Source organism: Flavobacterium sp. PLA-DH12 (assembly GCF_059511845.1).
Window position 1 is genome coordinate 434,864 of record NZ_JCAMPD010000002.1, and the last position, 23,040, is coordinate 457,903.

At 33.0% G+C, this 23,040-nt stretch carries 25 protein-coding genes; 21 read left to right on the forward strand and 4 right to left on the reverse strand.

The annotated features are described in order from the left end of the window. Window positions 1–11 precede the first annotated feature (11 nt). The 16 genes from AC5ZCW_RS05040 (at window position 12) to AC5ZCW_RS05115 (ending at window position 14,098) form a co-directional block, all read left to right on the forward strand. Window positions 12–413, forward strand: a complete 402-nt coding sequence (locus AC5ZCW_RS05040) for a bactofilin family protein (RefSeq protein WP_343540681.1) — start codon at window positions 12–14, stop codon at window positions 411–413. Then, a complete protein-coding gene (locus AC5ZCW_RS05045) occupies window positions 391–618 on the forward strand; it encodes an AtpZ/AtpI family protein (protein WP_125718565.1) in 228 nt (75 codons plus the stop codon). The genes AC5ZCW_RS05040 and AC5ZCW_RS05045 overlap by 23 nt, the downstream gene beginning before the upstream one ends. 58 nt (window positions 619–676) lie before the next feature. Next, window positions 677–1,069 (forward strand): hypothetical protein, encoded by a 393-nt coding sequence (locus AC5ZCW_RS05050; RefSeq protein WP_343540678.1) that lies wholly within the window; start codon window positions 677–679, stop codon window positions 1,067–1,069. 118 nt (window positions 1,070–1,187) lie between these two features. Continuing rightward, window positions 1,188–2,363: a F0F1 ATP synthase subunit A gene (gene atpB, locus AC5ZCW_RS05055; RefSeq protein WP_177211488.1), complete on the forward strand. Its 1,176-nt coding sequence runs from the start codon at window positions 1,188–1,190 to the stop codon at window positions 2,361–2,363. 34 nt (window positions 2,364–2,397) lie between these two features. Continuing rightward, window positions 2,398–2,595 carry an ATP synthase F0 subunit C gene (gene atpE / locus AC5ZCW_RS05060; RefSeq protein WP_008465835.1) on the forward strand — a complete coding sequence of 66 codons (198 nt, stop codon included), beginning with the start codon at window positions 2,398–2,400 and terminating at the stop codon, window positions 2,593–2,595. A 90-nt stretch (window positions 2,596–2,685) separates the two neighbouring features. Continuing rightward, window positions 2,686–3,186, forward strand: coding sequence for a F0F1 ATP synthase subunit B (locus AC5ZCW_RS05065; RefSeq protein WP_095930604.1), 501 nt, complete (start codon window positions 2,686–2,688; stop codon window positions 3,184–3,186). Window positions 3,187–3,190: 4 nt separating this feature from the next. Next, window positions 3,191–3,724 carry an ATP synthase F1 subunit delta gene (gene atpH / locus AC5ZCW_RS05070; RefSeq protein WP_343540671.1) on the forward strand — a complete coding sequence of 178 codons (534 nt, stop codon included), beginning with the start codon at window positions 3,191–3,193 and terminating at the stop codon, window positions 3,722–3,724. Between the two features lie 38 nt (window positions 3,725–3,762). After that, window positions 3,763–5,340 carry a F0F1 ATP synthase subunit alpha gene (gene atpA, locus AC5ZCW_RS05075; RefSeq protein WP_177211486.1) on the forward strand — a complete coding sequence of 526 codons (1,578 nt, stop codon included), beginning with the start codon at window positions 3,763–3,765 and terminating at the stop codon, window positions 5,338–5,340. A gap of 90 nt (window positions 5,341–5,430) precedes the next feature. Then, window positions 5,431–6,291 carry an ATP synthase F1 subunit gamma gene (gene atpG / locus AC5ZCW_RS05080; RefSeq protein WP_343540670.1) on the forward strand — a complete coding sequence of 287 codons (861 nt, stop codon included), beginning with the start codon at window positions 5,431–5,433 and terminating at the stop codon, window positions 6,289–6,291. 790 nt (window positions 6,292–7,081) lie between these two features. After that, a complete protein-coding gene (locus tag AC5ZCW_RS05085) occupies window positions 7,082–7,528 on the forward strand; it encodes a GNAT family N-acetyltransferase (protein ID WP_496118289.1) in 447 nt (148 codons plus the stop codon). A 95-nt stretch (window positions 7,529–7,623) separates the two neighbouring features. Further along, the gene (locus AC5ZCW_RS05090) at window positions 7,624–9,084 is read left to right on the forward strand and encodes a lipopolysaccharide biosynthesis protein (protein ID WP_343540667.1); all 1,461 of its coding nucleotides are present in this window, start codon (window positions 7,624–7,626) and stop codon (window positions 9,082–9,084) included. Between the two features lie 28 nt (window positions 9,085–9,112). After that, entirely contained in the window at window positions 9,113–9,547 is a 435-nt protein-coding gene (gene dut / locus AC5ZCW_RS05095) for a dUTP diphosphatase (protein WP_274254888.1), read from the forward strand. A 62-nt stretch (window positions 9,548–9,609) separates the two neighbouring features. After that, complete coding sequence (locus AC5ZCW_RS05100; RefSeq protein WP_343540665.1) at window positions 9,610–10,626, forward strand: sugar phosphate nucleotidyltransferase; 1,017 nt, start codon at window positions 9,610–9,612, stop codon at window positions 10,624–10,626. A 48-nt stretch (window positions 10,627–10,674) separates the two neighbouring features. After that, complete coding sequence (locus AC5ZCW_RS05105) at window positions 10,675–12,027, forward strand: tetratricopeptide repeat protein (protein WP_496118290.1); 1,353 nt, start codon at window positions 10,675–10,677, stop codon at window positions 12,025–12,027. Window positions 12,028–12,040: 13 nt separating this feature from the next. Next, on the forward strand, window positions 12,041–12,820 hold the full coding sequence (gene lolB1 / locus AC5ZCW_RS05110; protein WP_496118291.1) for a lipoprotein insertase outer membrane protein LolB1: 780 nt from the start codon (window positions 12,041–12,043) through the stop codon (window positions 12,818–12,820). A gap of 24 nt (window positions 12,821–12,844) precedes the next feature. Beyond that, a complete protein-coding gene (locus tag AC5ZCW_RS05115) occupies window positions 12,845–14,098 on the forward strand; it encodes a murein hydrolase activator EnvC family protein (RefSeq protein ID WP_343540661.1) in 1,254 nt (417 codons plus the stop codon). 34 nt (window positions 14,099–14,132) lie between these two features. Here AC5ZCW_RS05115 and AC5ZCW_RS05120 read toward each other — a convergent pair whose 3' ends face one another. Next, window positions 14,133–14,552: a CBS domain-containing protein gene (locus tag AC5ZCW_RS05120; RefSeq protein WP_496118292.1), complete on the reverse strand. Its 420-nt coding sequence runs from the start codon at window positions 14,550–14,552 to the stop codon at window positions 14,133–14,135. A 227-nt stretch (window positions 14,553–14,779) separates the two neighbouring features. Between AC5ZCW_RS05120 and rbfA the strand changes: the two genes are divergently transcribed. From rbfA to AC5ZCW_RS05145, 5 genes are all read left to right on the forward strand, one after another. After that, window positions 14,780–15,172, forward strand: coding sequence for a 30S ribosome-binding factor RbfA (rbfA, locus tag AC5ZCW_RS05125; protein ID WP_144216310.1), 393 nt, complete (start codon window positions 14,780–14,782; stop codon window positions 15,170–15,172). A gap of 1 nt (window position 15,173) precedes the next feature. Beyond that, window positions 15,174–16,373, forward strand: coding sequence for an ABC transporter permease (locus AC5ZCW_RS05130; RefSeq protein WP_343540657.1), 1,200 nt, complete (start codon window positions 15,174–15,176; stop codon window positions 16,371–16,373). Window positions 16,374–16,545: 172 nt separating this feature from the next. Continuing rightward, window positions 16,546–17,973, forward strand: coding sequence for an MATE family efflux transporter (locus AC5ZCW_RS05135; RefSeq protein ID WP_496118293.1), 1,428 nt, complete (start codon window positions 16,546–16,548; stop codon window positions 17,971–17,973). Between the two features lie 94 nt (window positions 17,974–18,067). After that, complete coding sequence (locus AC5ZCW_RS05140) at window positions 18,068–18,610, forward strand: DUF6934 family protein (RefSeq protein WP_496118294.1); 543 nt, start codon at window positions 18,068–18,070, stop codon at window positions 18,608–18,610. A 16-nt stretch (window positions 18,611–18,626) separates the two neighbouring features. After that, the gene (locus AC5ZCW_RS05145) at window positions 18,627–18,833 is read left to right on the forward strand and encodes a hypothetical protein (RefSeq protein WP_496118296.1); all 207 of its coding nucleotides are present in this window, start codon (window positions 18,627–18,629) and stop codon (window positions 18,831–18,833) included. 104 nt (window positions 18,834–18,937) lie between these two features. On the opposite strand, the gene dusB is transcribed toward AC5ZCW_RS05145, so the two are convergent. From dusB to AC5ZCW_RS05160, 3 genes are all read right to left on the reverse strand, one after another. After that, entirely contained in the window at window positions 18,938–19,930 is a 993-nt protein-coding gene (dusB, locus tag AC5ZCW_RS05150; protein ID WP_281634404.1) for a tRNA dihydrouridine synthase DusB, read from the reverse strand. A gap of 150 nt (window positions 19,931–20,080) precedes the next feature. Then, on the reverse strand, window positions 20,081–21,370 hold the full coding sequence (gene flxY, locus AC5ZCW_RS05155; RefSeq protein WP_496118297.1) for a flexirubin biosynthesis putative acyl-CoA ligase FlxY: 1,290 nt from the start codon (window positions 21,368–21,370) through the stop codon (window positions 20,081–20,083). Then, a complete protein-coding gene (locus AC5ZCW_RS05160; RefSeq protein WP_496118299.1) occupies window positions 21,367–23,031 on the reverse strand; it encodes a C45 family autoproteolytic acyltransferase/hydrolase in 1,665 nt (554 codons plus the stop codon). Before AC5ZCW_RS05160 ends, flxY begins: the two co-directional genes overlap by 4 nt. Between the last annotated feature and the right edge of the window lie 9 nt (window positions 23,032–23,040).

Consider the following 23,040-nt stretch of genomic DNA (forward strand, 5'->3'; position numbering starts at 1 on the left):
TCTTAACCGCCATGTTTGAAAAAGTAAAGAAAAATGGAACTGAACAATTAGGAAGAACAAATAGAATTGTAGAAGGAACATCAATAGTAGGGGACATAGTCTCGAAAGCCGATTTTAGATTAGACGGCGAATTGATTGGAAACTTTACTTCACAAGGTAAAATCGTGATTGGGGCCAAAGGAGCTGTTAAAGGAGAAATAATTTGTAACAATGCTGATATAGAAGGAGAATTTCATGGTAAAATAAAAGTTCTTGAAACTCTTAATATTAAATCTACTGCCCAAATACACGGAGAAGTGGCAGTAGGAAAACTTTCGATAGAACCAGGAGCTGACTTCACAGCAACCTGTACAATGCTTGCCCATTCAAATCCTGTAATCATGCTAGAAGATGGAAAAGGAGCCGAACAATAATAGGAGAAATAAATGGCTGGCATTTATTAACATTCCCTTTCAAATGGGAGTAATCATTTTTGTATTCTCCTATTTCGGAACTTGGCTCGATGAGAAACATCCAAGTCCAAAAGTTTATTACAACACTATTTTTGTGCTGGTGGGTGTTGGAGTTGCATTGTATAATGTAATCCGACAAGTAAATGATATCAATAAAACAAAGTAGTTTGCAAATAAAAATCGCTTGAGATAAAAATTGCATCTTTGCACTAAAATTATTTCAAATGCTTTCAAAAAATTACAAACCACTTTTTTACTTATTATGTCTTGCTTTAGGAACTTATATTATCCATAAAGCTGTTTTTTTATTTAGTGAAATTAATACGCAGCATTTTCATTACAGTTTAGAATTGCTGTATTTATCTTTCTTTGCGATCTCATCTTTATTATACTTTATATTGTTAATAGTAAAAAAGAAAAATTTTGAAATCGTCGGAATGACGTTTCTTTTCGGAACTTTTACACAAATGTTATTAGCCTATTTAGTTTTGCAGCCAATTTTAAAAAATCAAATTGGAGAAACCAATGTTGAAAAAGTCAGTTTTTTTATAACATTTGTGCTGTTTTTGTTATTTCAGACGCTTTTAACTATCCGATTATTAAATGAAAAGCCTTAAAATAACAATTCTTTAAAACAAGGTTTAAAAATAATTTTTCATATCCTTTTGAATATTAATAAAAAATGTACCTTTGCACCAAATTTTAGAAACGTAAAAAAATAAGATTTTCCAAGATATGGTGATTTCAAACAAACCACTCAGCTTTATTCTTGCTGCTTTTGTAGCTTCTCTACCGATTATGGGTTTTGCAAATCCAGAGAATGACTCGACGCATGTACAAACTGAAACTGCTCATGAAGAGAAAGTAGTTTCACATAATGCTCACGAAGAGGGAGAGCATGTTGCTCTTGATCCAAAGGCAAAAGTGGATGCATTTATTGATCACCACTTACAAGATTCTCATGACTTTGTTTTCTTCCAAGATGAGAAAGAAAACAAACACTACGGTTTTCCATTACCAGTTATTTTAATTGATGGTGGTTTAAAAGTTTTCTCTTCTTCAAAATTCCACTTCGGGGAAACAGTTGCAGAAGTTGACGGAAGCTTCTACAAATTAGTTCACGGTAAAATTTACAAAACAGATGCAGCCGGAACAATTACTTTTAATGAGCACGGTCATCCAGAAAATGAAAAACCATTAGATTTTTCAATTACTAAAAATGTTGTTTCAATGCTTTTCGTATCAGTATTATTATTATTAATGTTTACTGGATTAGCAAGATCATATAAAAAAGGACCAATCCCAACAGGATTTGGTAGAGTTTTAGAACCATTAGTAATTTTCATCAGAGACGAAATTGCTGTTCCAAATATTGGAGAGAAAAAATACCGTAAATATATGGGTTACCTATTAACTGTATTTTTCTTTGTTTGGATCTTAAACTTATTAGGAATGACTCCGCTAGGAATCAACGTAACAGGAAACATTGCTATTACAGTTTGTTTAGCAGCCTTTACATTTATCATTACTCAATTTAGTGCAAACAAAGATTATTGGGGACACATCTTCTGGATGCCAGGAGTACCAGTTCCAATGAAAATTATCTTAGCTCCAATTGAGATTTTAGGAACATTAACAAAACCATTCGCATTATTAATTCGTTTGTACGCAAATATTACTGCAGGTCACGTAGTAATTATGAGTTTGATTGCAATGATTTTTGTTGGAAAGAATTTAGCAGCAGATTTGCCAATCTCATTAGGATTGACATTGTTTATCTCTGTTATTGAAATTCTAGTTGCATTTTTACAAGCGTTTATCTTCACAATGTTATCATCATTGTTTATTGGTATGGCTGTTCAGGATCATGATCACGCTCACCACCATGAAGACGAAACAGCGATTATTTAATTTTAGAAGTTTAATTTTATATATATAAATACTTATGGGAACAATTCCAACTTTAGTAGGTGCTGGTTTAGTAGTAATCGGTGCAGGTTTAGGTTTAGGTAAAATCGGTGGATCTGCTATGGACGCTATTGCTCGTCAGCCAGAAGCTGCTGGTAAAATCCAAACTGCGATGATCATTATCGCTGCTTTATTAGAAGGTTTAGCATTCGCTGCTTTAATCTTAGGAAAATAATAAAGAAAAAAATAACAGCATCTTTAACGGTTGGTTAAAGATGTTGTTACTTTAAAAACAGAAATTAAATATTTAATATAGTTATATAAAATGGATAAGTTAATTAACGATTTTTCATTCGGATTATTCTTCTGGCAAGCTTTAATCTTGGTAATATTAATTTTACTTTTGGTAAAATTTGCTTGGAAACCAATTATGGAGTCTATTACTGCAAGAGAAGAAGGTATTAAAAATGCATTACTTTCAGCTGAAAATGCAAAGAGAGAAATGGAAAACTTACAAGCTGACAATCAAAGAATTTTGAATGAAGCTCGTGCTGAACGTGACGCGATGTTGAAAGAAGCTCGCGAAATGAAAGAGAAAATGATTGCTGATTCTAAAAACGAAGCTCAAGAAGCTGGTCAAAAAATGATTGATCAAGCAAAAGCTGCTATCGAAAGTGAAAAGAATGCTGCAATGGCAGAATTGAAATCTCAAGTTTCAACTCTATCTTTGAGTATTGCTGAAAAATTATTGAAAGAAGAATTATCTAACAAAGAATCTCAAACTAAATTGGTAGAGAAATTGTTAGGTGACGTAAAGTTAAACTAAGATTATGGCAAGTACAAGAGCAGCAATTCGTTATGCAAAAGCAATTCTAGACTTAGCAAACTCTAAAGGTGTTGCCGAAGTTGTCAATAACGATATGAAATCAATTGCACATGCAATTGGGACTAATGAAGAATTGAGTACATTTATTCAAAACCCAACAACAAAAGTTGAAGTTAAAGAAGGTGCTCTTTTAGAAGTTTTTGCAGATGCAAATGGAGTAACAAAAGGATTATTCCGTTTATTATTCGAAAACAAAAGATTCGAAATTCTAGATGCAATTGCATTAGAATACAATAAGTTATTTGATGAAAATAATGGTGTTGAAGTAGCGAAAGTTACAACAGCAATTCCAATGGATGCGGCTTTAGAAGCTAAAGTTTTAGCAAAAGTTGCAACTTTATCAGATAAAAAAATTACAATTGAAAATATAGTAGATCCTTCAATCATTGGTGGATTTATTCTGAGAATAGGAGATAATCAATACAACGCTTCTGTTGCAAACAGATTACAAGTATTAAAAAGAGAGTTAAGTAATTAGTTTTTATAACACAAAAAGTGTCTAAATTATAAATTAAGATGGCGGAAATCAAACCTGCTGAAATTTCAGCAATATTAAGAAAGCAAGTAGAAGGTTTTGAATCTGGTGCTACGCTAGAGGAAGTAGGAACAGTACTTCAAGTTGGAGACGGTATTGCTCGTGTTTACGGGCTGTCTAATGTACAATATGGAGAGTTAGTGGAATTTGATAACGGTATGGAAGGTATCGTATTGAATCTTGAAGAGGATAATGTTGGGGTTGTATTGTTAGGACCATCAACTGGACTTAAAGAAGGATCTACTGCAAAAAGAACTCAACGTATTGCTTCTCTTAAAGTAGGTGAGCAAATGGTAGGACGTGTTGTTAACACTCTTGGTTTTCCAATTGATGGAAAAGGACCAATCGGTGGAGACTTATATGAAATGCCATTGGAAAGAAAAGCACCTGGTGTTATCTTCCGTCAGCCAGTAACTGAGCCATTACAAACAGGAGTAAAAGCAGTTGATGCTATGATCCCAGTTGGTCGTGGACAGCGTGAGCTTGTAATCGGTGACCGTCAAACAGGAAAATCTACTGTTTGTATCGATACAATCTTAAATCAAAAAGAATTTTACGATGCAGGAAAACCTGTATTCTGTATATATGTTGCAATTGGACAAAAAGCTTCAACTGTAGCAGGAATCGCAAAAATGTTAGAAGAAAAAGGAGCAATGGCTTATACAGTTATCGTTGCTGCTAATGCTTCTGACCCAGCTCCAATGCAAGTTTATGCTCCATTCGCTGGTGCGGCAATTGGAGAGTACTTCAGAGATTCAGGTCGTCCAGCTCTTATCGTTTATGATGACTTGTCTAAACAAGCTGTTGCTTACCGTGAGGTTTCTCTTTTATTAAGAAGACCACCGGGACGTGAGGCTTACCCTGGAGACGTTTTCTACTTACACTCTCGTTTATTAGAGCGTGCTTGTAAAGTAATCGCTGATGATGGTATCGCTAAAAACATGAACGATTTACCAGATTCTATCAAATCTATCGTAAAAGGTGGTGGTTCTTTAACTGCTTTACCAATTATCGAAACTCAAGCTGGTGACGTTTCTGCATATATCCCAACAAACGTAATCTCTATTACAGATGGTCAGATTTTCCTTGATGGAGATTTGTTCAACTCTGGGGTTCGTCCTGCTATCAACGTAGGTATCTCTGTATCTCGTGTTGGAGGTAATGCTCAAATTAAATCAATGAAAAAAGTTTCTGGAACTTTAAAATTAGACCAAGCTCAATTCCGTGAATTAGAAGCTTTCGCTAAATTTGGTTCTGACTTGGATTCTGTTACTTTAAACGTAATTGAAAAAGGAAAAAGAAACGTTGAAATCTTGAAACAAGGTTTAAATGATCCTTATCCTGTTGAAAACCAAGTTGCAATTATTTACGCTGGATCTAAAAACTTATTAAGAAACGTTCCTGTAAATAAAGTAAAAGAATTTGAAGCTGATTTTATCGCTTACTTAAATAGTAAACATAAAGATACGCTTAACGCGTTGAAAGCTGGTAAATTAGATGATGCAATTACAGACGTTATCGAAAAAGCAGCAAAAGAAATTTCAGCAAAATATAACTAATTAGATAATTGGTAAATTAGATAATTAGAAAATGTTTCATCATTATTCTAATTATCTAATTTTAAAATTGTCACATTTTCTAATTAATAGATGGCAAATTTAAAGGAAATCCGTAATAGAATTACTTCCGTTTCATCGACGATGCAGATTACATCGGCTATGAAAATGGTTTCTGCTGCAAAGCTGAAGAAAGCACAAGATGCAATCACTGCAATGCGTCCTTATGCCGAGAAATTAACGGAGTTATTGCAAGATCTTTCGGCTACACTTGAAGGTGAAGTAGGAGGAGATTACACTACACAACGTGAAGTAAAGAAAGTATTGTTAGTAGCTATAACTTCAAATAGAGGTTTATGTGGTGCTTTCAATTCAAATATTATTAAAGAGATTAAAAACCGTACTGATTTTTATGCTGGAAAGCAAGTTGATGTTTTTGCTATTGGTAAAAAAGGAAACGACGCTTTAAGTAAAACTCATAAAGTTCACGGTCATCATAATGCAATTTTTGATCATTTGACTTTTGAAAATGTTGCTGGAATTGCTGATGATTTGACGCAAAAGTTTTTAACGGGAGAATACGATAGAATTGAGTTAGTTTACAATCAGTTTAAAAATGCTGCAACTCAAATTGTTCAAGTAGAACAGTTTTTACCGTTAGCTCCTATTAGTACTGGTGTAGCAGCTTCTTCTGGAGATTACATTTTTGAACCAGGAAAAGAAGAAATTGTGTTGACTTTAATACCTAAGTCTTTAAAAACACAATTGTATAAAGGAATCCGTGATTCATTTGCTTCTGAGCATGGAGCACGTATGACTGCAATGCACAAAGCAACAGATAACGCAACTGAATTAAGAAACCAATTGAAGTTAACTTATAACAAAGCTCGTCAGGCTGCGATTACAAGTGAAATCTTGGAAATTGTTGGTGGAGCAGAAGCTTTAAATGGATAATCGTAATTCCATTACTATATAAAAGAAAAGCCAGCGTTAGCTGGCTTTTCTTTTTATTGGAAGTTTCATTCTTTTTTAAAAATAACTTTTATAAAATGGTGATTCTCAAATTACAGTTAAATTGAGAATCACTACCATTTTATAAAAATAGACAGATAACTCTGCGTGCTTTGTCTTTCATGGGAACAAACTAGCTTTATTAATCCCAATGCTCTGTTTTTTTAAGGGTTACAATACAGCAGAATCAATCCCTTGTGCTTTGTCTTTTATGGGAACAAACAAGCTTTATTAGTCCCAGTGCTCTGTTTTTATTAGGGTTACTGCAGCTGAATCAATCCCTTATGCTTTGTCTTTTATGGGAACAAACAAGCTTTATTAGTCCCAGTGCTTTCTTTTTTTGAAGGGTTGTATATAGCTTTCCCAATCCCTTTGAAACAAATTTAAAAAAAGACTGTTAAAAAAATGTTACATAATTTTCATGTGTATTTTATATATTTCACATGTTGTGTTAAAAAATCGTATAATTGTCTGTAGGTAAGTAATTTAATGAAACATTCCCGCTGTTTCTCTAGTTTTGCCCAGACATTCCTCAGTTTTAGTCTGCCATCAAGAAGTTGTTAAAGCAAGTGCTTTTACTTAAAACGTATAAAATCTGAATTTATTTTGCGTAGTTATAATTAACGACCGTTAAATTAGTTAAATACATATGGAAGATATGAATATGTAATCGATACAGATTCTTTCATGATTATATTTTGAGTATTTTTGAATTCTATTTCACTTTTAAACAATGGCTTTACATATACAAGAGCTTACAACCATTGAAGAAATGGCAGCTCAGATAAATACGATACGATTTTTATATCCAAATATATCTCTTGAAAAATATAAAGCATTTCTTTCCGAAATGCTTCCGCATAATTACATTCAGATTGCGGTATTTGAAGATGAGATTTGTCTTGGTCTGACTGGCTGTTGGTCGGCAACAAAACTTTGGACGGGTAAATATCTTGAGATTGACAATTTTGTCGTTAATCCAGAATATCGATCTAAAGGAATTGGAAAATTGCTTACCGATTATGTAGAGAAAAAGGCAATACAACTAAATTGCAGCAGCATTGTTTTGGATGCGTTTACGGGAAATTTTGGAGCTCATCGATTTTATTATAATCAAGGTTATGCTCCAAAGGGATTTCATTTTGTCAAAATTTTAGATGAAAAGAAATTAACGGTTTAAAAACAATTAGAAGTTTTTTTTATTGCAACAACAAAATCTCCATTAAACAAAAGAAATGGTTATTTTTGTCTTACAAACATTATTAGAATTATATTTTGGGATTATATAAAAATCTATTCAAGCAAACTGCAATTTACGGACTGGCAACAGTTTTACCGAGAATGCTAAGTTTTTTATTAGTGAGATTATATACAGGAATTTTGCCTACAGCTGAGTATGGTGAAGTTTCAATCGTATTGTCTTGGATGGTTTTCTTTAACGTGGTTCTTTCTTACGGAATGGAGACTGCTTTTTTTAGATTTTACAGTGCCGAAGAGGATAAGAAAAATGTAATCGCAACTTCTACCATTTCTATATTTTGGACTTCAATACTTTTTCTTTTCGCTGGATTAATTTTTAGGAATACACTAGCGAATCTAGCAGAAGTAGATGTTCAATACATTACTTACACAGTATGGATTTTAGTTTTAGATGCACTGGTTTTAATACCATTTTCTAAACTTAGAGCCAATCAGAGGCCTATGGTTTATGCGGCAATTAAGATTGGAAACGTGGTGATAAACTTATTGCTGAATATATTTTTCCTGATGTATCTTCCAAAATTGGCAGAAGCAAATCCAAATTCTATTTGGGATAATTTATATGTTCAAAACTTCCAGATTGCTTATATTTTCATCGCAAACCTTTTGGCAAGTTTGGCAACCTTTATTGTACTTTCTCCAAACTACCTTTCGCTTGGACGAAAATTTGATCCTGTACTTTGGAAGAAAATGATGAAATACGGACTTCCTATTTTGGTAGCTGGATTGGCTTTTGCCGTAAATGAACATTTTGATAAAATTCTATTAGGATATTTGCTTCCAGAAAATTTAGCAAAATCTGAAGTTGGAGCTTATTCTGCTTGTTATAAATTAGGATTGTTTATGGTTCTTTTTGCAACAGCTTTTAGATTAGGAATTGAGCCATTCTTTTTTAGTCATGCAAAAAATGAAAACGCACCGCAGACTTATGCTGTTATTACCAAATATTTCGTGATTTTAGGATCGTTGATTTTATTAGGTGTAATTGTTTTTGCAGATGTTTTAAAATACCTATTATTAGACAACAAATCGTATTGGGAAGCTATGAAAGTTGTGCCATTAATTATTTTGGCAAATTTCTTTTTAGGAATTTACAACAACTTATCAGTCTGGTATAAACTTACTGACAAAACAAAAATTGGGGCTTACATTTCTATTGTAGGTGCAATTGTAACCTTGATTTTAAATTATCTTTTAATACCGAAGTACAGCTATTATGGTTCTGCAATTGCAACTATTTCTGCTTACGGTAGCATGATGCTTATTTCTTATGTTTTAGGAAATAAGTACTATCCGATTCCTTATGACATGAACAAGATTGGTGCTTATTTAGGCGTTTCCATAGTATTTTCAATTATTTCGTTTTACGGATTTAGAGAAAAATATTATGTTGGAATTCCGCTTCTTTTAATCTTTATGTATATGGTTTACCATTTTGAAAAAGATACTATAAAAGGAATAATGAGAAGAAAATAAGACGTTTTAAGAAAATTTATATTTAAAAATGAAAATTCAAATTATCAATAAATCACAGCACGATTTACCAAACTACGAAACAATTGCTTCTGCAGGAATGGATTTGCGTGCCAATATTATAGAACCAATTACGTTAAAGCCTTTAGAAAGAACAATTGTAAAAACAGGACTTTTTATTGAATTGCCAATTGGTTACGAAGCGCAAGTAAGACCAAGAAGTGGTCTGGCCGCTAAAAAAGGAGTAACAGTTTTGAATTCGCCAGGAACTGTTGATGCAGATTACAGAGGAGAAATCGGAGTAATTTTAGTAAATTTATCTAATGACGATTTTGTAATCGAAAATGGAGAACGAATTGCGCAGCTGATTATTGCAAAACACGAAAGAGCTGAATGGATTGAAGTTGAAACACTTACTGAAACATCAAGAGGTGAAGGAGGCTTTGGAAGCACTGGAGTAAAATAATAGAAAAACAAAGACCAAACCCTATGAAGATTTTAAATCTTCTCATAAAATCAAATTAAAGAATGAAAATAATTGTGCCAATGGCAGGCCGCGGATCAAGATTGAGGCCTCATACATTAACTGTTCCGAAACCGTTAATTCCAGTTGCCGGAAAATCGATTGTACACCGTTTAGTTGAAGATATTGCCAAAATATTAAAAGAACCAATTGAAGAAGTTGCCTTTATTTTAGGAGACGAAGCGTTCTTTGGAGATGATGTTGTAGCAAGTTTAGAAGAATTGGCTAAAGGATTAGGAGCTAAAGCTTCAATCTATCGTCAAGATCAGCCTTTAGGAACTGGACACGCTATTATGTGTGCGAAAGATTCTCTTTCTGGACCTGCTGTAATTGCTTACGCAGATACTTTAATTAGAGCAGATTTCGAATTAGATCCAGAAGCAGATGCTGTAATTTGGGTGAAACAAGTAGAGCAGCCAGAAGCTTTTGGTGTGGTAAAACTGAACCAGAATAATGAAATTATAGAGTTGGTTGAGAAACCTAAAGAGTTTGTTAGTGACTTAGCTGTTATCGGAATTTATTACTTTAAAGAAGTTGGAATTTTAAGAAATGAACTTCAAAATGTTTTAGATAATAATATTCAGAATGGCGGAGAATACCAGATTAATGATGGTATCAAAGCGATGATGGCAAACGGAAAAGTTTTCAAAACTGGAAGTGTTGATGAATGGATGGATTGCGGTAACAAAGATGTTACGGTTGAAACCAATACAAGAATGCTTGGTTTTCTTCATAATGATGGTGAGCATTTAGTAGATTATGGTGTGACGTTAGAGAATTCAACTATTATTCCTCCTTGCTATATTGGACAAAATGTGGTTTTGAAAAATACGACAATCGGACCAAACGTTTCTCTTGGAAACGGCTGCCACGTTACAGATAGTACAATCAAAAATAGTTTAATTCAGACTTATTCTCAAATTAAAAATGCTGCTTTAGATAATGCAATGATCGGAAACCATGTAAGTTACGACGGTAAATTTACCAGTATCAGCATTGGAGATTACGCTGTTTTAGAATAAAATAAAAATTAGCAAAGTTTCGTTTTGTTTAAAATGTAATTTTTAGAAATGATTAAAAAAGGAGTTTTTACAATATTGGTTTTTGCTTTATTCAGCACATCATTTTCGGTTTTTGCTCAGACAGAACCCGAAGATATTGCTATGGCAACAGACGAATATCAAGACTCATTTTATGAATCGTTAAAACAAAAAGGAATTGAAAATTATGATAAAGCGATTGTATCATTGGAGAAATGTATTAAACTTAAACCCAATGATGCAGTAGCTTATTTTGAATTAGGAAAAAACTATTTTGCGCTTAAAGAATATCAAAATGCACAGACTGCTTTTGAAAAAGCCACACAGCTTGATCCTAAAAACAAATGGTTTTGGCTAGGAATTTACGATGTAAGTTACGAGACAAAAAATTATCCTCTTGCAATTGAGATTATTCAAAAAATAATTGTTTTTGACGAAGAGTACAAAGACGATTTGATTTCGTTGTACATGATTACCAATCAGTATGACAAAGCATTAATTGCGATTAATGAAATGAACGATAAGTTCGGAAAATCGTCTGATCGCGAAATTTATAAAGCTCAGATTTTATCGCAAGGAAAATATCAGAATGCAGAAATTGATAATTTGATTGAGCAAATCAAAAAAGATCCAAAGGAAGAATCAAATTATTTGAACCTCATTCTCTTATATTCAAAGAATAATGAAAATGAGAAATCACTTGAAGTAGCAAAACAGCTGGCTAAAGAAATTCCAAATTCAGAATGGGGGCAGGTGAGTTTGTTTAAAACTTACTTGGATGCCAATCAGGCAGATAAAGCTATAAAATCGATGAATGTGATTTTAGCGAGTTCAAAAATCGATTCAAAAATCAAACATAGAACTTTGAATGAATTTTTGATTTATGTAAATAAAAATCCTCAGTATTCTCCCGATTTAGAAAAAGCCATTTCTTATTTTGATAATGACAAAGATGTTGACGTTGCCAAAGAAATTGGAAAATTCTATCATAGTAAAGGACAATTTGAAAATGCCATTAAATATTATGAAAAAGATTTAAAGGCAAATTCAGATAACAATCTTGAGACCAATATGTTATTACTGGAAGCGTATGTGCAGGCAAAACAATACGAGCCAATGACCAAAAGAGCCATGATGCTGATTGAAGTTTATCCGAGTCAGGCTCAGTTTTACTACTATGCTGGTTTAGGGAGCAATCAGCAGAAACAATTTAAAAATGCAAAAACCGTCTTAGAAATGGGTCTTGATTATGTAGTGGATGACGTAAAATTAGAATCAAATTTTAATATTCAATTAGGAGAGGCATACAATGGATTGGGAGATGCAAAGAAAAAAGAGGAATACTTTTTGAAGGCAAATGAAGTATTAAAAAAGAAAAAATAAAAAGAGAATTCAGATGAAAAAATATATATCAATACTAGTATTGTCTATTGCTGTAATTTCATGTAAATCGAAAGTAGTAGCAGTGCAAGGAAATACAAGCCAGACAATTGTAGAGAAAGAAGACAAAAAAGTAATCGAAAAACATTACGACAACAAGTTAGATTTTTCGACTTTGTACATAAAAGCGAGCGCAAGATATGCTGATGAAAAACAAAGCCAAAATGTTACTGCCGAAATTAGAATCGAAAAAGACAAACAGATTTTAATAAGTGTTCGTTTTTTAGGAATTACAATGGCAAAAGCTTTAATAACACCTTCTGCAGTAAGTTATTATGAAAAAATGAATGGGACTTATTACGAAGGAGATTTTACAAGTTTAAGCAAATGGCTTGGAACAGATTTAGATTATTCTAAAGTTCAAAATTTATTGGTTGGAGAAGCTTTTGATGATTTAAGAAAAGGAAAATATACACAGACAATTGTAGATAATCTATTTAGACTTGACGAAGAAAAAGACGCCAATTTAAAAAAGACTTTTTTCTTAGATGGAGAGAAATATTTAATTCAGAAGGAAGAGATTTCGCAACCGTCTGAAAATAGAACATTACAAATCGCCTACTCAGACACTAAAAATTTTGATCAAGGAATATTACCGACAAGTATAGAAATCAATGCGGTGCAGCCAAAAGGCAAAACAAGTATTAATTTGAATTACAACAATATTTCATTTAATGAAGAACTTTCTTTTCCGTATAGTGTTCCTAGCGGTTATAAAAAAGTTACAATTAAGTAAATTTGCAAAAATAAAAACATAAACATGCCAAAATTTCTTCTAAGTCTAGTTTTAGTTTGTGCCACTACATTTGTATGGGCGCAGGATTCGCAGCAAGAAAAACTAGAGCAGCGTAAAGCTCAAATTCAGCAGGAAATCAGAGATAACGAAAAGATGTTACAGTCTGTTCGAAAAAAAGAGAAATCTGCTGTGAGTGAATATTTAATTCAGGCAAATAAAATTAAGCTAAAAGAGAAATTAATTAATACTACAGCAAAACAGGAAAAACTGATTAGTAATGATATGTATATTAATCAAGTTCAGGTAAATAAACTTAAGAAAGAACTAAAAGTCCTAAAGGAAGATTATGCTGAAATGATTTTAAAATCGTACAAAAGCCGTTCTGAGCAAAGCCGAGCGATGTTCATTTTATCTTCTGAAAGTTTTTTGCAAGCCTACAAAAGAGCACAATATTTAAAGCAATATACCACTTTTAGAAAAAATCAAGGTCTTGAAATTCAGTCAAAAACAGCACAATTAGTTGATTTTAATGCAAAACTTGACGGACAAAGACAGGTAAAAAAGAAGATAATTGCTGAAAACCAAAAAGAGAAAGTTACTCTGGAAGCAGAGAAAAAAGAGCAGCAAAAATTGGTTAATGCTCTTAAAAAAGATAAAAATAAAATTGCTGCCGATATTCGATCAAAACAAAACGAATCTAAACGTATTGACAAACAAATTGACCGTTTAATTCGTGAAGCTATTGCAGAAGCCAATAGAAAAGCGGCTGCAGAAAGAGCAAAAGCAAATCCAGGTTCTAGTGAAGCAAAAGCACCAGTTTCTTCTTCTAAAATTGCTTTGACACCAGAAGATAAAATTCTAGCTGCTGACTTTAAAGCAAATAGAGGAAGATTGCCTTGGCCAGTAGAAAAAGGATTTATTTCTCTTGGTTATGGAGATCAGCCACACCCATTGCATCCGTCAATTACAGTTCATAATTCTGGAGTTGAAATTACCACAGAAGATGGTGCAAGTGCTAGAGCGGTATTTGCTGGAGAAGTTTCTAAGGTTATTGTATTATCGCCAGTAAATAAAGCAGTTGTAATTCAGCATGGAGATTACTTTACAGTATATCAAAACTTAAGTTCGGTTTCGGTAAGTCAGGGAGATAAAGTTACAACTAAACAGACTATCGGAAGAGTTAGAACAAGTGGAGATACAGGAAAAACAATTATAAAATTCTTGATTCTACAAAATACATCAAACAATAATCCAGAAGGATGGCTGCAAAGCAGATAAAAATTTAAGGGAGCGTTTAGCTCCCTTTTTTGTATTAATAATTTTCTTCTAAGAAATATTTTAAAACATCAGTTGTAGTTACAATACCTTTTAATTCTCCTTTGTCAACAACCGGTGCTGCATGAAATTCTTCTTTTACGAAAATTTCTGCCAAATCCCTGATAATAAGATCTGATGAAACGGTTTTAGGCTTTGAAGTCATTATTTGCGGAATTGTAAGCATTTCCAAAATAGCTTCGTCTGCACCATCTTGTCCATCGAACAATGCACCAAACGTAAGTCGATTAATATCAGTACGGCTGATAATTCCGACTACATCTTTTCCATTCACAACTGGAAGATGTCGTATAGAATTGGATTTTAATTTTTCTACAACATTTTTTAAATCGTCATTGTAACTTACTGTGATTACACTTTTGGTCATGATGTGGCTAATTGGTTCTCTCTTTTTCATAATTAGATGTGTTAGATTTAGATCAAAATTGATCAATATTTAGAAAAAGAAAGATGATTTTTGTCAGTAGAAAAAATAGAAAGAAGTTGTATTTTAGATAGCATTTTTTTGAAATGAGGATTGAAAAACGCTCGTTTTGATCTTAATTTCAAGTAATAAATACTAATTTAGGATTGAAGTTGTTTTGAAATTGTTACCATTGAATTTAAAAGTATTATTTTTGCAGTATGGAAACAAATAGACAGAAAAAAATAGGCGGTGTTCTTCAGAAAGATCTGGTTGACATTTTGCAAGGTGAAGTGAGAAAAAATGGAATTACAAACTTGGTAATTTCTGTATCCAAAGTAAGTGTAACTACAGATTTGTCTGTGGCAACAGTTTATCTAAGTATTTTTCCCCAAGAAAAAGCCAAAGAAACATTAGAAGCAATTAAAACCAATACTACATTAATCAAACATGATTTATCGCAGCGTGTTCGTTTGCAATTGCGCCGTGTTCCGAATTTAGTATTCTTCATAGACGACTCATTAGATTATATCGAGAAAATCGACAATGCACTTGCAGGAAAAGAAAACCCAATTGAAAACAGAGATCTTTTAGAAAAAAGAAGAAAATCATAATTTGAATTTCCCCTTATACATAGCCAAACGTTATATTTTTAGCAGCAGTAAAAACAATGCTATTAATATTATCAATCGTATTGCCAGCATGGGAATCATTGTTGGAACGATGGCTTTGTTTGTAGTTTTATCTGTTTTTAGCGGATTAAAGGTTTTTAGTCTTTCGTTTACAAACGAAATTGATCCGGATTTAAAATTGACAGGTACCTATGGAAAGTCTTTTTCATTTACACCTGATCAAGAAAATCAGATTAAGAAAATCAATGGTGTTGCTTCGTACACCAAAATTATAGAAGAGCGTGTGCTGTTTTTATTCAAAGACAAACAGCAGGTTACGTATTTGAAAGGAGTTGACAGTTTATATCCAGTTGTCAACGATATCAAGAAAAAACTTTTTAACGGCCAATGGCTGAAACCAGATAGTTATCAGGTTGTAATTGGGTATGGTTTAGCTCAAAATTTTTCCATGGGGATTTTAGATTTTGAAAATCCCTTACAGGTTTTTGCTCCCAAACCAGGAAAAGGCGGAATCGAAAATCCAGATGAAGCTTTCAATAAAACCGATGTTCTACCCGTTGGAATTTACTCTATCAGCGAAGATTTAGATTCAAAATATGTATTTGCAGATTTAGGATTAGTGCAGGAATTGTTAATGTACAAGCACAATCAAATCTCAGGATTAGAATTTAAATTAAAAGAAAACGCAGACGAAGAAGCAATAAAGACACAGCTAAATTCTATTTTTAAAAATAAAATCACTTTAAAAAATAGAGCACAGTTAAATGAGTCTTTGTATAAAATGCTCAATACTGAAAACATTGCTGTTTACCTCATATTTACCCTAGTAATCATTGTAGCGCTTTTTAATCTGATTGGTGCATTGATTATGATGATTTTGGAAAAGAAAGGAAATCTTAAAACCCTTTTCAATTTAGGATCAGATATTGGTGATCTTCGAAAAATATTTCTATTACAAGGAACTTTATTAAGTGTTTTTGGAGGTTTAATTGGACTTGCTTTAGGGATAATCCTTGTTATTTTGCAGCAGAAATTTGAACTTATTATGATTACGCCTACTTTGGCTTATCCAGTTGTTTTTACAGTAGAAAATGTTCTAATCGTGATGGCTACAATAATTTCATTAGGGTTTGTTGCATCATTAATTGCAAGCAGTCGAGTAAGTAAAAAATTACTCGATTAATTTCTTCTTTAGAAATATTACTTATATTTACTGCCTTGAAAATCTACAGCATATGATTGTTTCTGCCTAATCCTATTTTATTTTTTAGAATAATTAGGATACTTACGTTTTTACTTTTTCAGTTCAGATTTATACATCTGAACCATTTTATCACTTATTATCCTAAAATATCATGACAGAAACATCTATAAAGGAAAGTTTTATTTCCAAAATTTTTACCACTTTAAAACAAGCCTTAAAAGGCGACGAATCTTTTGATTATACTTCTGGAAGTATCAAAAAAGCCGTAATTCTATTGGCCATTCCGATGGTTTTGGAAATGATGATGGAATCGGTTTTTGCTCTAGTTGATTTATATTTCGTAGGACATTTAGAACATAGCAGTTTTGCCATACAGACCGTTGGATTAACCGAATCTGTGTTAACAGTAATATATTCGCTTGCCATCGGAATGAGTATGGCCGCGACAGCAGTAGTCGCACGACGTATTGGCGAAAAAGATCCTGTCGCTGCAGCTAAAGCGGGAATGCAAGCCATTATCATTGCATTTGCAATTAATAGTATAATGAGCATTTTAGGAATTATATACGCAAAAGATATTTTAATTTTAATGGGTTCTTCTGTAGAATCGGCCGAACATGGTTTCCGTTTTACTCAGATTATGATTGGTTCTAGCTTGTGTATCATGCTTTTATTTCTAATTAACGGAATTTTCCGTGGAGCTGGAAATGCCGCCATTGCAATGAAAAGCCTTTGGATTGCAAATATTTGTAATATTATTTTATGTCCAGTTCTAATTAATGGTTTCGGACCAATTCCTGCTTTCGGACTAGTTGGCGCAGCTTTAGCAACTACTATCGGAAGAAGTATTGGAGTTTTGTATCAGGTTTATCATTTATTTTTTGGAAATGGAATTTTAAAAATCAAAATACCTTATTTCGCACCCGATTTTAAACAGATACGAGCTTTAGTAAAAATTGCAGCACCAGGAATTCTGCAATTTGTAATAGCATCTTGCAGTTGGATTTTCTTAGCACAATTAGTCGCGACAACTGGAGGCGATCACGGTTCTGCAGGTTATCAAACCGCTTTAAGAATTATGATGTTTTTCATACTTCCAGCTTGGGGATTAAGTAATGCCGCTGCAACTTTGGTCGGACAAAACTTAGGAGCCAAACAAATTGAGCGCGCCGAAAAATCGGTTTATACAACAGCACGATACAATGTAATTTTCATGGCTACGATTATGATTATTACTTTGGTTTTTGGACAATATATTATTTCGTTTTTCACGAATGATCAACAAGTCAAAACCATTGCAATTGAAGCATTGCAGATTATGAGCATCGGATTTATTTTCTACGGAATCGGAATGGTTTTAATCAATACTTTCAATGGAGCAGGAGATACTTGGACACCAACAGGAATTAACTTTTTCGGATTTTGGCTATTTCAAATTCCGCTTGCTTTTGTTTTAGCCAAGCATTTTAATATGGGACCAACAGGAGTTTTTATTGCTATTCCTGTTGCTGAAACCGCAATCACTTTAGCGGGAATATTTTTCTATAAAAGGGGAAAGTGGAAACGAGTTCAAGTATAGTTTAAAAAAGGCCTTCAAATTTGAAGGTCTTTTATTTTGTAAGAAAATTATATTAAATTTGAAATTTATATTTTGATTGAATTTAATATTTTTTATGATTAAAATTAATTTAGAGAATACTTTTGAGGCGACTTCTGTAAGTCACAATTTTGACCAATATATTTTTGAATCTGTTTTAAAAGATGATACAATAATTAAGCTGAAGGTTAAGTTTACAAACATTGCAGAATCTTTACTGCCAAATGTTTATAATTTAGCTTTTGGACCATTTGATATAAGTGGAAGAATAAATGACTCTATAAATCTTAAACATAAGGATAGTAATAAAGTGTTTTCGACAATCATTTTGTTTTCAATAACTTTTTTAAAAAATAATCCTCATGCCTCAATTGGTATCGATGGCTCAGATGAATTACGGGCAAATTTATATCATCCAATGTTCAGATATAATTATAAAAACTTGAAAGATTTTCTAGTGATTATTGGTGTAGATTGGTATGTGAGATTACTTCGAAACGGAACAATAGAGTTAGATAGTAATGGATTGGCTTTTTTTAAACCAAAACCAGAACCTTTTGATTTTAAAAGGAAAACAGATGATCTTTATAGATACTATATGTTTAATTTAAATCAATAATGTTTAAATTTGTTTTATGAAAGATTCTATTCAAAATAAAATTAATAAAATTCAAGAAATTGCTTCTGCTTCGAAGAATAATATAGCAGATAGTAGAGATGCTACGGTACCAAATAATAGTGATAACTTGACCAAATCAATTCGAAATGCTAAAGAGGCAGAATTATTTTTTTCTGAACTAAAGTCAGCTATTGATCTTGCTAAAAGAAGTGCTTTAGAATAAATTATTGGTAAAAAACATATAAAAAAGACCTTCAGTATTGAAGGTCTTTTCAGTTTTTAGATCTTTGTCAAAGTTCAAAACTTTGACAAAGATTCTTTTATATTTTAAACAAACTCATATCCAGCATAAACCTCTTCGATTTCTTTCATAATAGCGAATAAATCTTCAGGAGCATCTGTGGTAACCAATTTCTGTTTGAATTCTTTAAACGAATGAATTCCTTTAAAATAATTGGTATAATGACGTCGCATTTCAACAATTCCTAAACGCTCGCCTTTCCATTCCATAGACCACATTAAATGATTTCTAGCGGCTTCAACACGATCAATAACCGTTGGAGCAGGTAAGTGTTCACCCGTCTTGAAATAGTGTTTGATTTCATTAAAAATCCACGGATAACCAATCGCGGCACGGCCAATCATGATCCCGTCAATTCCGTATTCGTTTTTATATTTTAATGCTTTTTCTGGGCTGTCAATATCTCCGTTTCCGAAAATAGGCATCGTAATTCTTGGATTGTTTTTTACACGTGCAATATGCGACCAGTCAGAATGACCTTTGTACATTTGCGCACGAGTTCTCGCGTGAATAGTTAAAGCTTGAACACCAATATCCTGAAGTCTTTCTGCAACTTCATCAATATTAATTGAGTTATCATCCCAGCCTAAACGTGTTTTTACCGTAACAGGCAAATCAGTTCCTTTGATAACCGCTTTCGTTAAACGAACCATCAAATCAACATCTTTTAGAACTCCTGCACCTGCACCACGGCAAACTACCTTTTTTACTGGACATCCAAAATTGATATCCACTAAATCTGGTTTTACCGTTGAAACGATTTTAGATGACATTTCCATTGCTTCTTCATCACCACCAAAAATCTGAATTCCAACAGGGCGTTCGTAATCAAAAATATCCAGCTTCATGCGGCTTTTTATAGCGTCACGAATTAATCCTTCCGACGAAATAAATTCAGAATACATCATGTCAGCTCCGTGCGTTTTGCATAATCTGCGAAACGGCGGATCGCTAACATCTTCCATCGGTGCTAGTAATAAAGGAAATTCGGGTAATTCTATGTTGCCAATCTTGACCATCTTCGTAATTTTTTGCAAAATTACAACATTTAGTTCAATTTGTACCAAATTGAGGTTCAAAGGTTCAGAGGAGCAAAGGTTCAAAGGCTTTTTATCAGGCAATTATAGAAACCTTTGTCTCTTTGAACCCTTGCCAATTTGTACCTAATACTAAGATCTATAATCAAAAAATCGAATTGGTTTTCGGCTCATTGGATTAAAAACCAACGGATTTAAAACTTCTTTTGAAGCAAATTCTATTTTTGGCGTAACTCTCAATTTGGCTCTAAAATGATCTTTTATTTCTTGTAAAAATTCAGGAGTTTGGTTTTTTACCGCAATTTTAATCAAGATTTCGTCTGTTCCTAAATCGTTGGTAGAGATTTCGATAAGGTGATTTTCGATATTATCAAAACTGCTCAAAACATCGTTCATCGCTGGCGGATAAAGCGTTGTACCTTTGTATTTAATCATTTGCTTTTTACGTCCAACAACTGGACCAACACGCAAGGTGTTTCTTCCGCAAGCACAAGGCTCGTCGTGAAACTGAACCATATCTCCAGTTTTAAAACGCAGTAAAGGCATCGCTTCAATTCCTAAAGTAGTAAAAGTAAGTTCGCCAGTTTCTCCATTTTTTACTGGCTGATTATTTTCATCTAAAACTTCTACAATGATCAATTCTGGATGATGGTGTCCGCCTTTTCCGTGTGCACATTCCGTAAAAGCGGTGCTCATTTCGGTAGAAGCATAAGTCGAAAACAACTTAATATTCCATTTATCCGTAATTTTTTTTGATAGAATATTCATTGAAAAATCCTGTTCTCTCAAAGATTCTCCAATACAAATAGCACCTTTTATGCTCGAATTATTATAATCGATTCCGTGAATTTCGGCATATTCAATTAATTTTAAAAGGAAAGAAGGAACCGTAATCAAATAACTCGGATTGTATTTTAAAATAGAATCCCATTGCATTTCTGGAATTCCTGCACCAACACGGATTACACCAACTTTCAATTTTCTAAGACCTAAAAAATAAGCTAAACCAGCCATAAATTTTCTGTCAATTGTTGTCATTAACTGTACAACATCTCCTTCTGCAATTCCAGCGCAGGCAAAGGAAATTGCTTCATTATAAGCTAATCGATCTAAGTCAGAATCGGTTAAACCAAAAGTAACGGGATCTCCTAAAGTGCCAGATGTCGAAGCGTAATCTATAATTTGGTGTTGCGGAACACACAAAAAGTCATCATTATATTGCTGTAAATCTTCTTTGGTTGTAACAGGTAAATGCTGTAAATCTTCAAGTGTTTTAACTTTCGAAATATCAATATTCTGTCCTGCAAAAAGTCTTTTGTAAAAGGGAGAATTCTCGCTGATATAAGCTAAAAGTTCGGCCAATTTTTTTTCTTGAAAAATTTTAATCTCTTCTAAAGAATCTTTTTCTATTGCTGGAATCATTGTAATTTTCTTTTGACTTTTTTTAAATATTTTTCAATTTTTTCTTTTTCAGGAACTGTAGTGATTTCATAGCTTAAAGCTTTTTCGAAATTAAGTTTAGCTTGAAGAAATTCCTTTTTTTGGTAAAAGTACAACCCTGTCTTATAATATACAACCCAATAATCGGGGTTTAGCGATTGATAATTTTGAAGAAATTCTGGAGAAATCATTTCCTTTTTTTCCAAAAGAGAATCTATTTTATGATTCTCAATTTTGAATTTTTTAAAGTTTTGAAAAGCAGCTGTTTTCAGAAAAGGATCTTTGGCAATATTCAAACTTTCGTTCTGAAAAGATTTTGCCGCATTATGGTTTTCACCAAAAATCAAATTTAAATCGTAACAAACAAATTCGCCCAATTGAAACGGATTTGCCGAAACCCAAACTAATTTTTCTTTTGGTTTAAAGATAATTCCGTGATGTGCCAACAGTTGGTTCAAGGCTTTTTCATTTCCATATCCTAAAGAGATATTTTTTAAACCGTCTTTGTTTCGAAGAATTTCTGAAGCAATTTTAGGATTTACTTTGGTATTTTCAGACAGCAATTCCTGCATTCTTTCGTAACGATATTCAGAGTGACTATTGGCAATTTGTTCTAGATTTCGTTTGTCTTCTTTGAAAGCTTCTCCTTGAAAATGATTGGAACAAATTAGCTGATCGCTGTTTGGAACATCATAAACGTCCATTTTATCTGGAGAAACTTCAATCAAAATGGCTTTGTTATCATTGGCACTTCCAACCATAATCGATTCAGAAACAAAAACTTTTCTTTTTTTTGCAATAGCAATGGCTTCTTCCAGATTTTTGGCATGCTGTAAAATTTCACGAGTTAAGATAGAAATTGGAGTTTTGGCACTCAACGGAATTTTAGATTTTGATGCATTTATCGTTACGGTCAATCCTTCGTAATTCATTCCAGAAACAGCACCGATCATTCCTGGCCAAGTTACCATCATAAACGGATATCCTTCTTTTGGTTTGATAAAGGCGGCGATTTTATTTTCTGCGAAAGCGTCATTCACATAAAAATCAAAATTTCTAGCCAGAATTAAATTTCCATCTTCCGATTTTTCGTTCCAAGCCGCAAAAGAAGAACAGCCAACCAATGCTAAATCCTGCAGCGCATGACCAATATCGTGCGCAGCATGTAGATATAGACCACGCTGATATTGTGGCGCGATATTATCAAAGTCATTGGAAGTATATTGCGAAACGCCGTAAATCTCTGTTTGATATTCGTCGGGAACATTTAAATACAGTTTACGATTATACCATTTTAAAAACTGGCGAAGCATTTTCTGCTGGAATTTTGACGGAATTAAATCGGTAATTTTTGAGAAAAAAATGCGTTGCTGTTTGTGCAAAAGAGAATCGGTTAAAGCACCAGTCGAAAGTCCAATTTCAAGAGGATCGCCTTCTACATATAATTCCCAAAGACCTTGTTTGTTTTTTAAAAGTGAATTTTTTCCAGAGAGAAAAATACTGTCTGATATTTTTTCAACAACAGGTTTTGTGTCGTTAAAAGCAGCAATATCTGGTTTATGATGTTTTGATTTTGAAGTACCGCAGGAAGTCATCAAGCTTAAAAAACCGATAAGTAAGAAATAAAAAATTCGGCTTTTCATGATTCAATT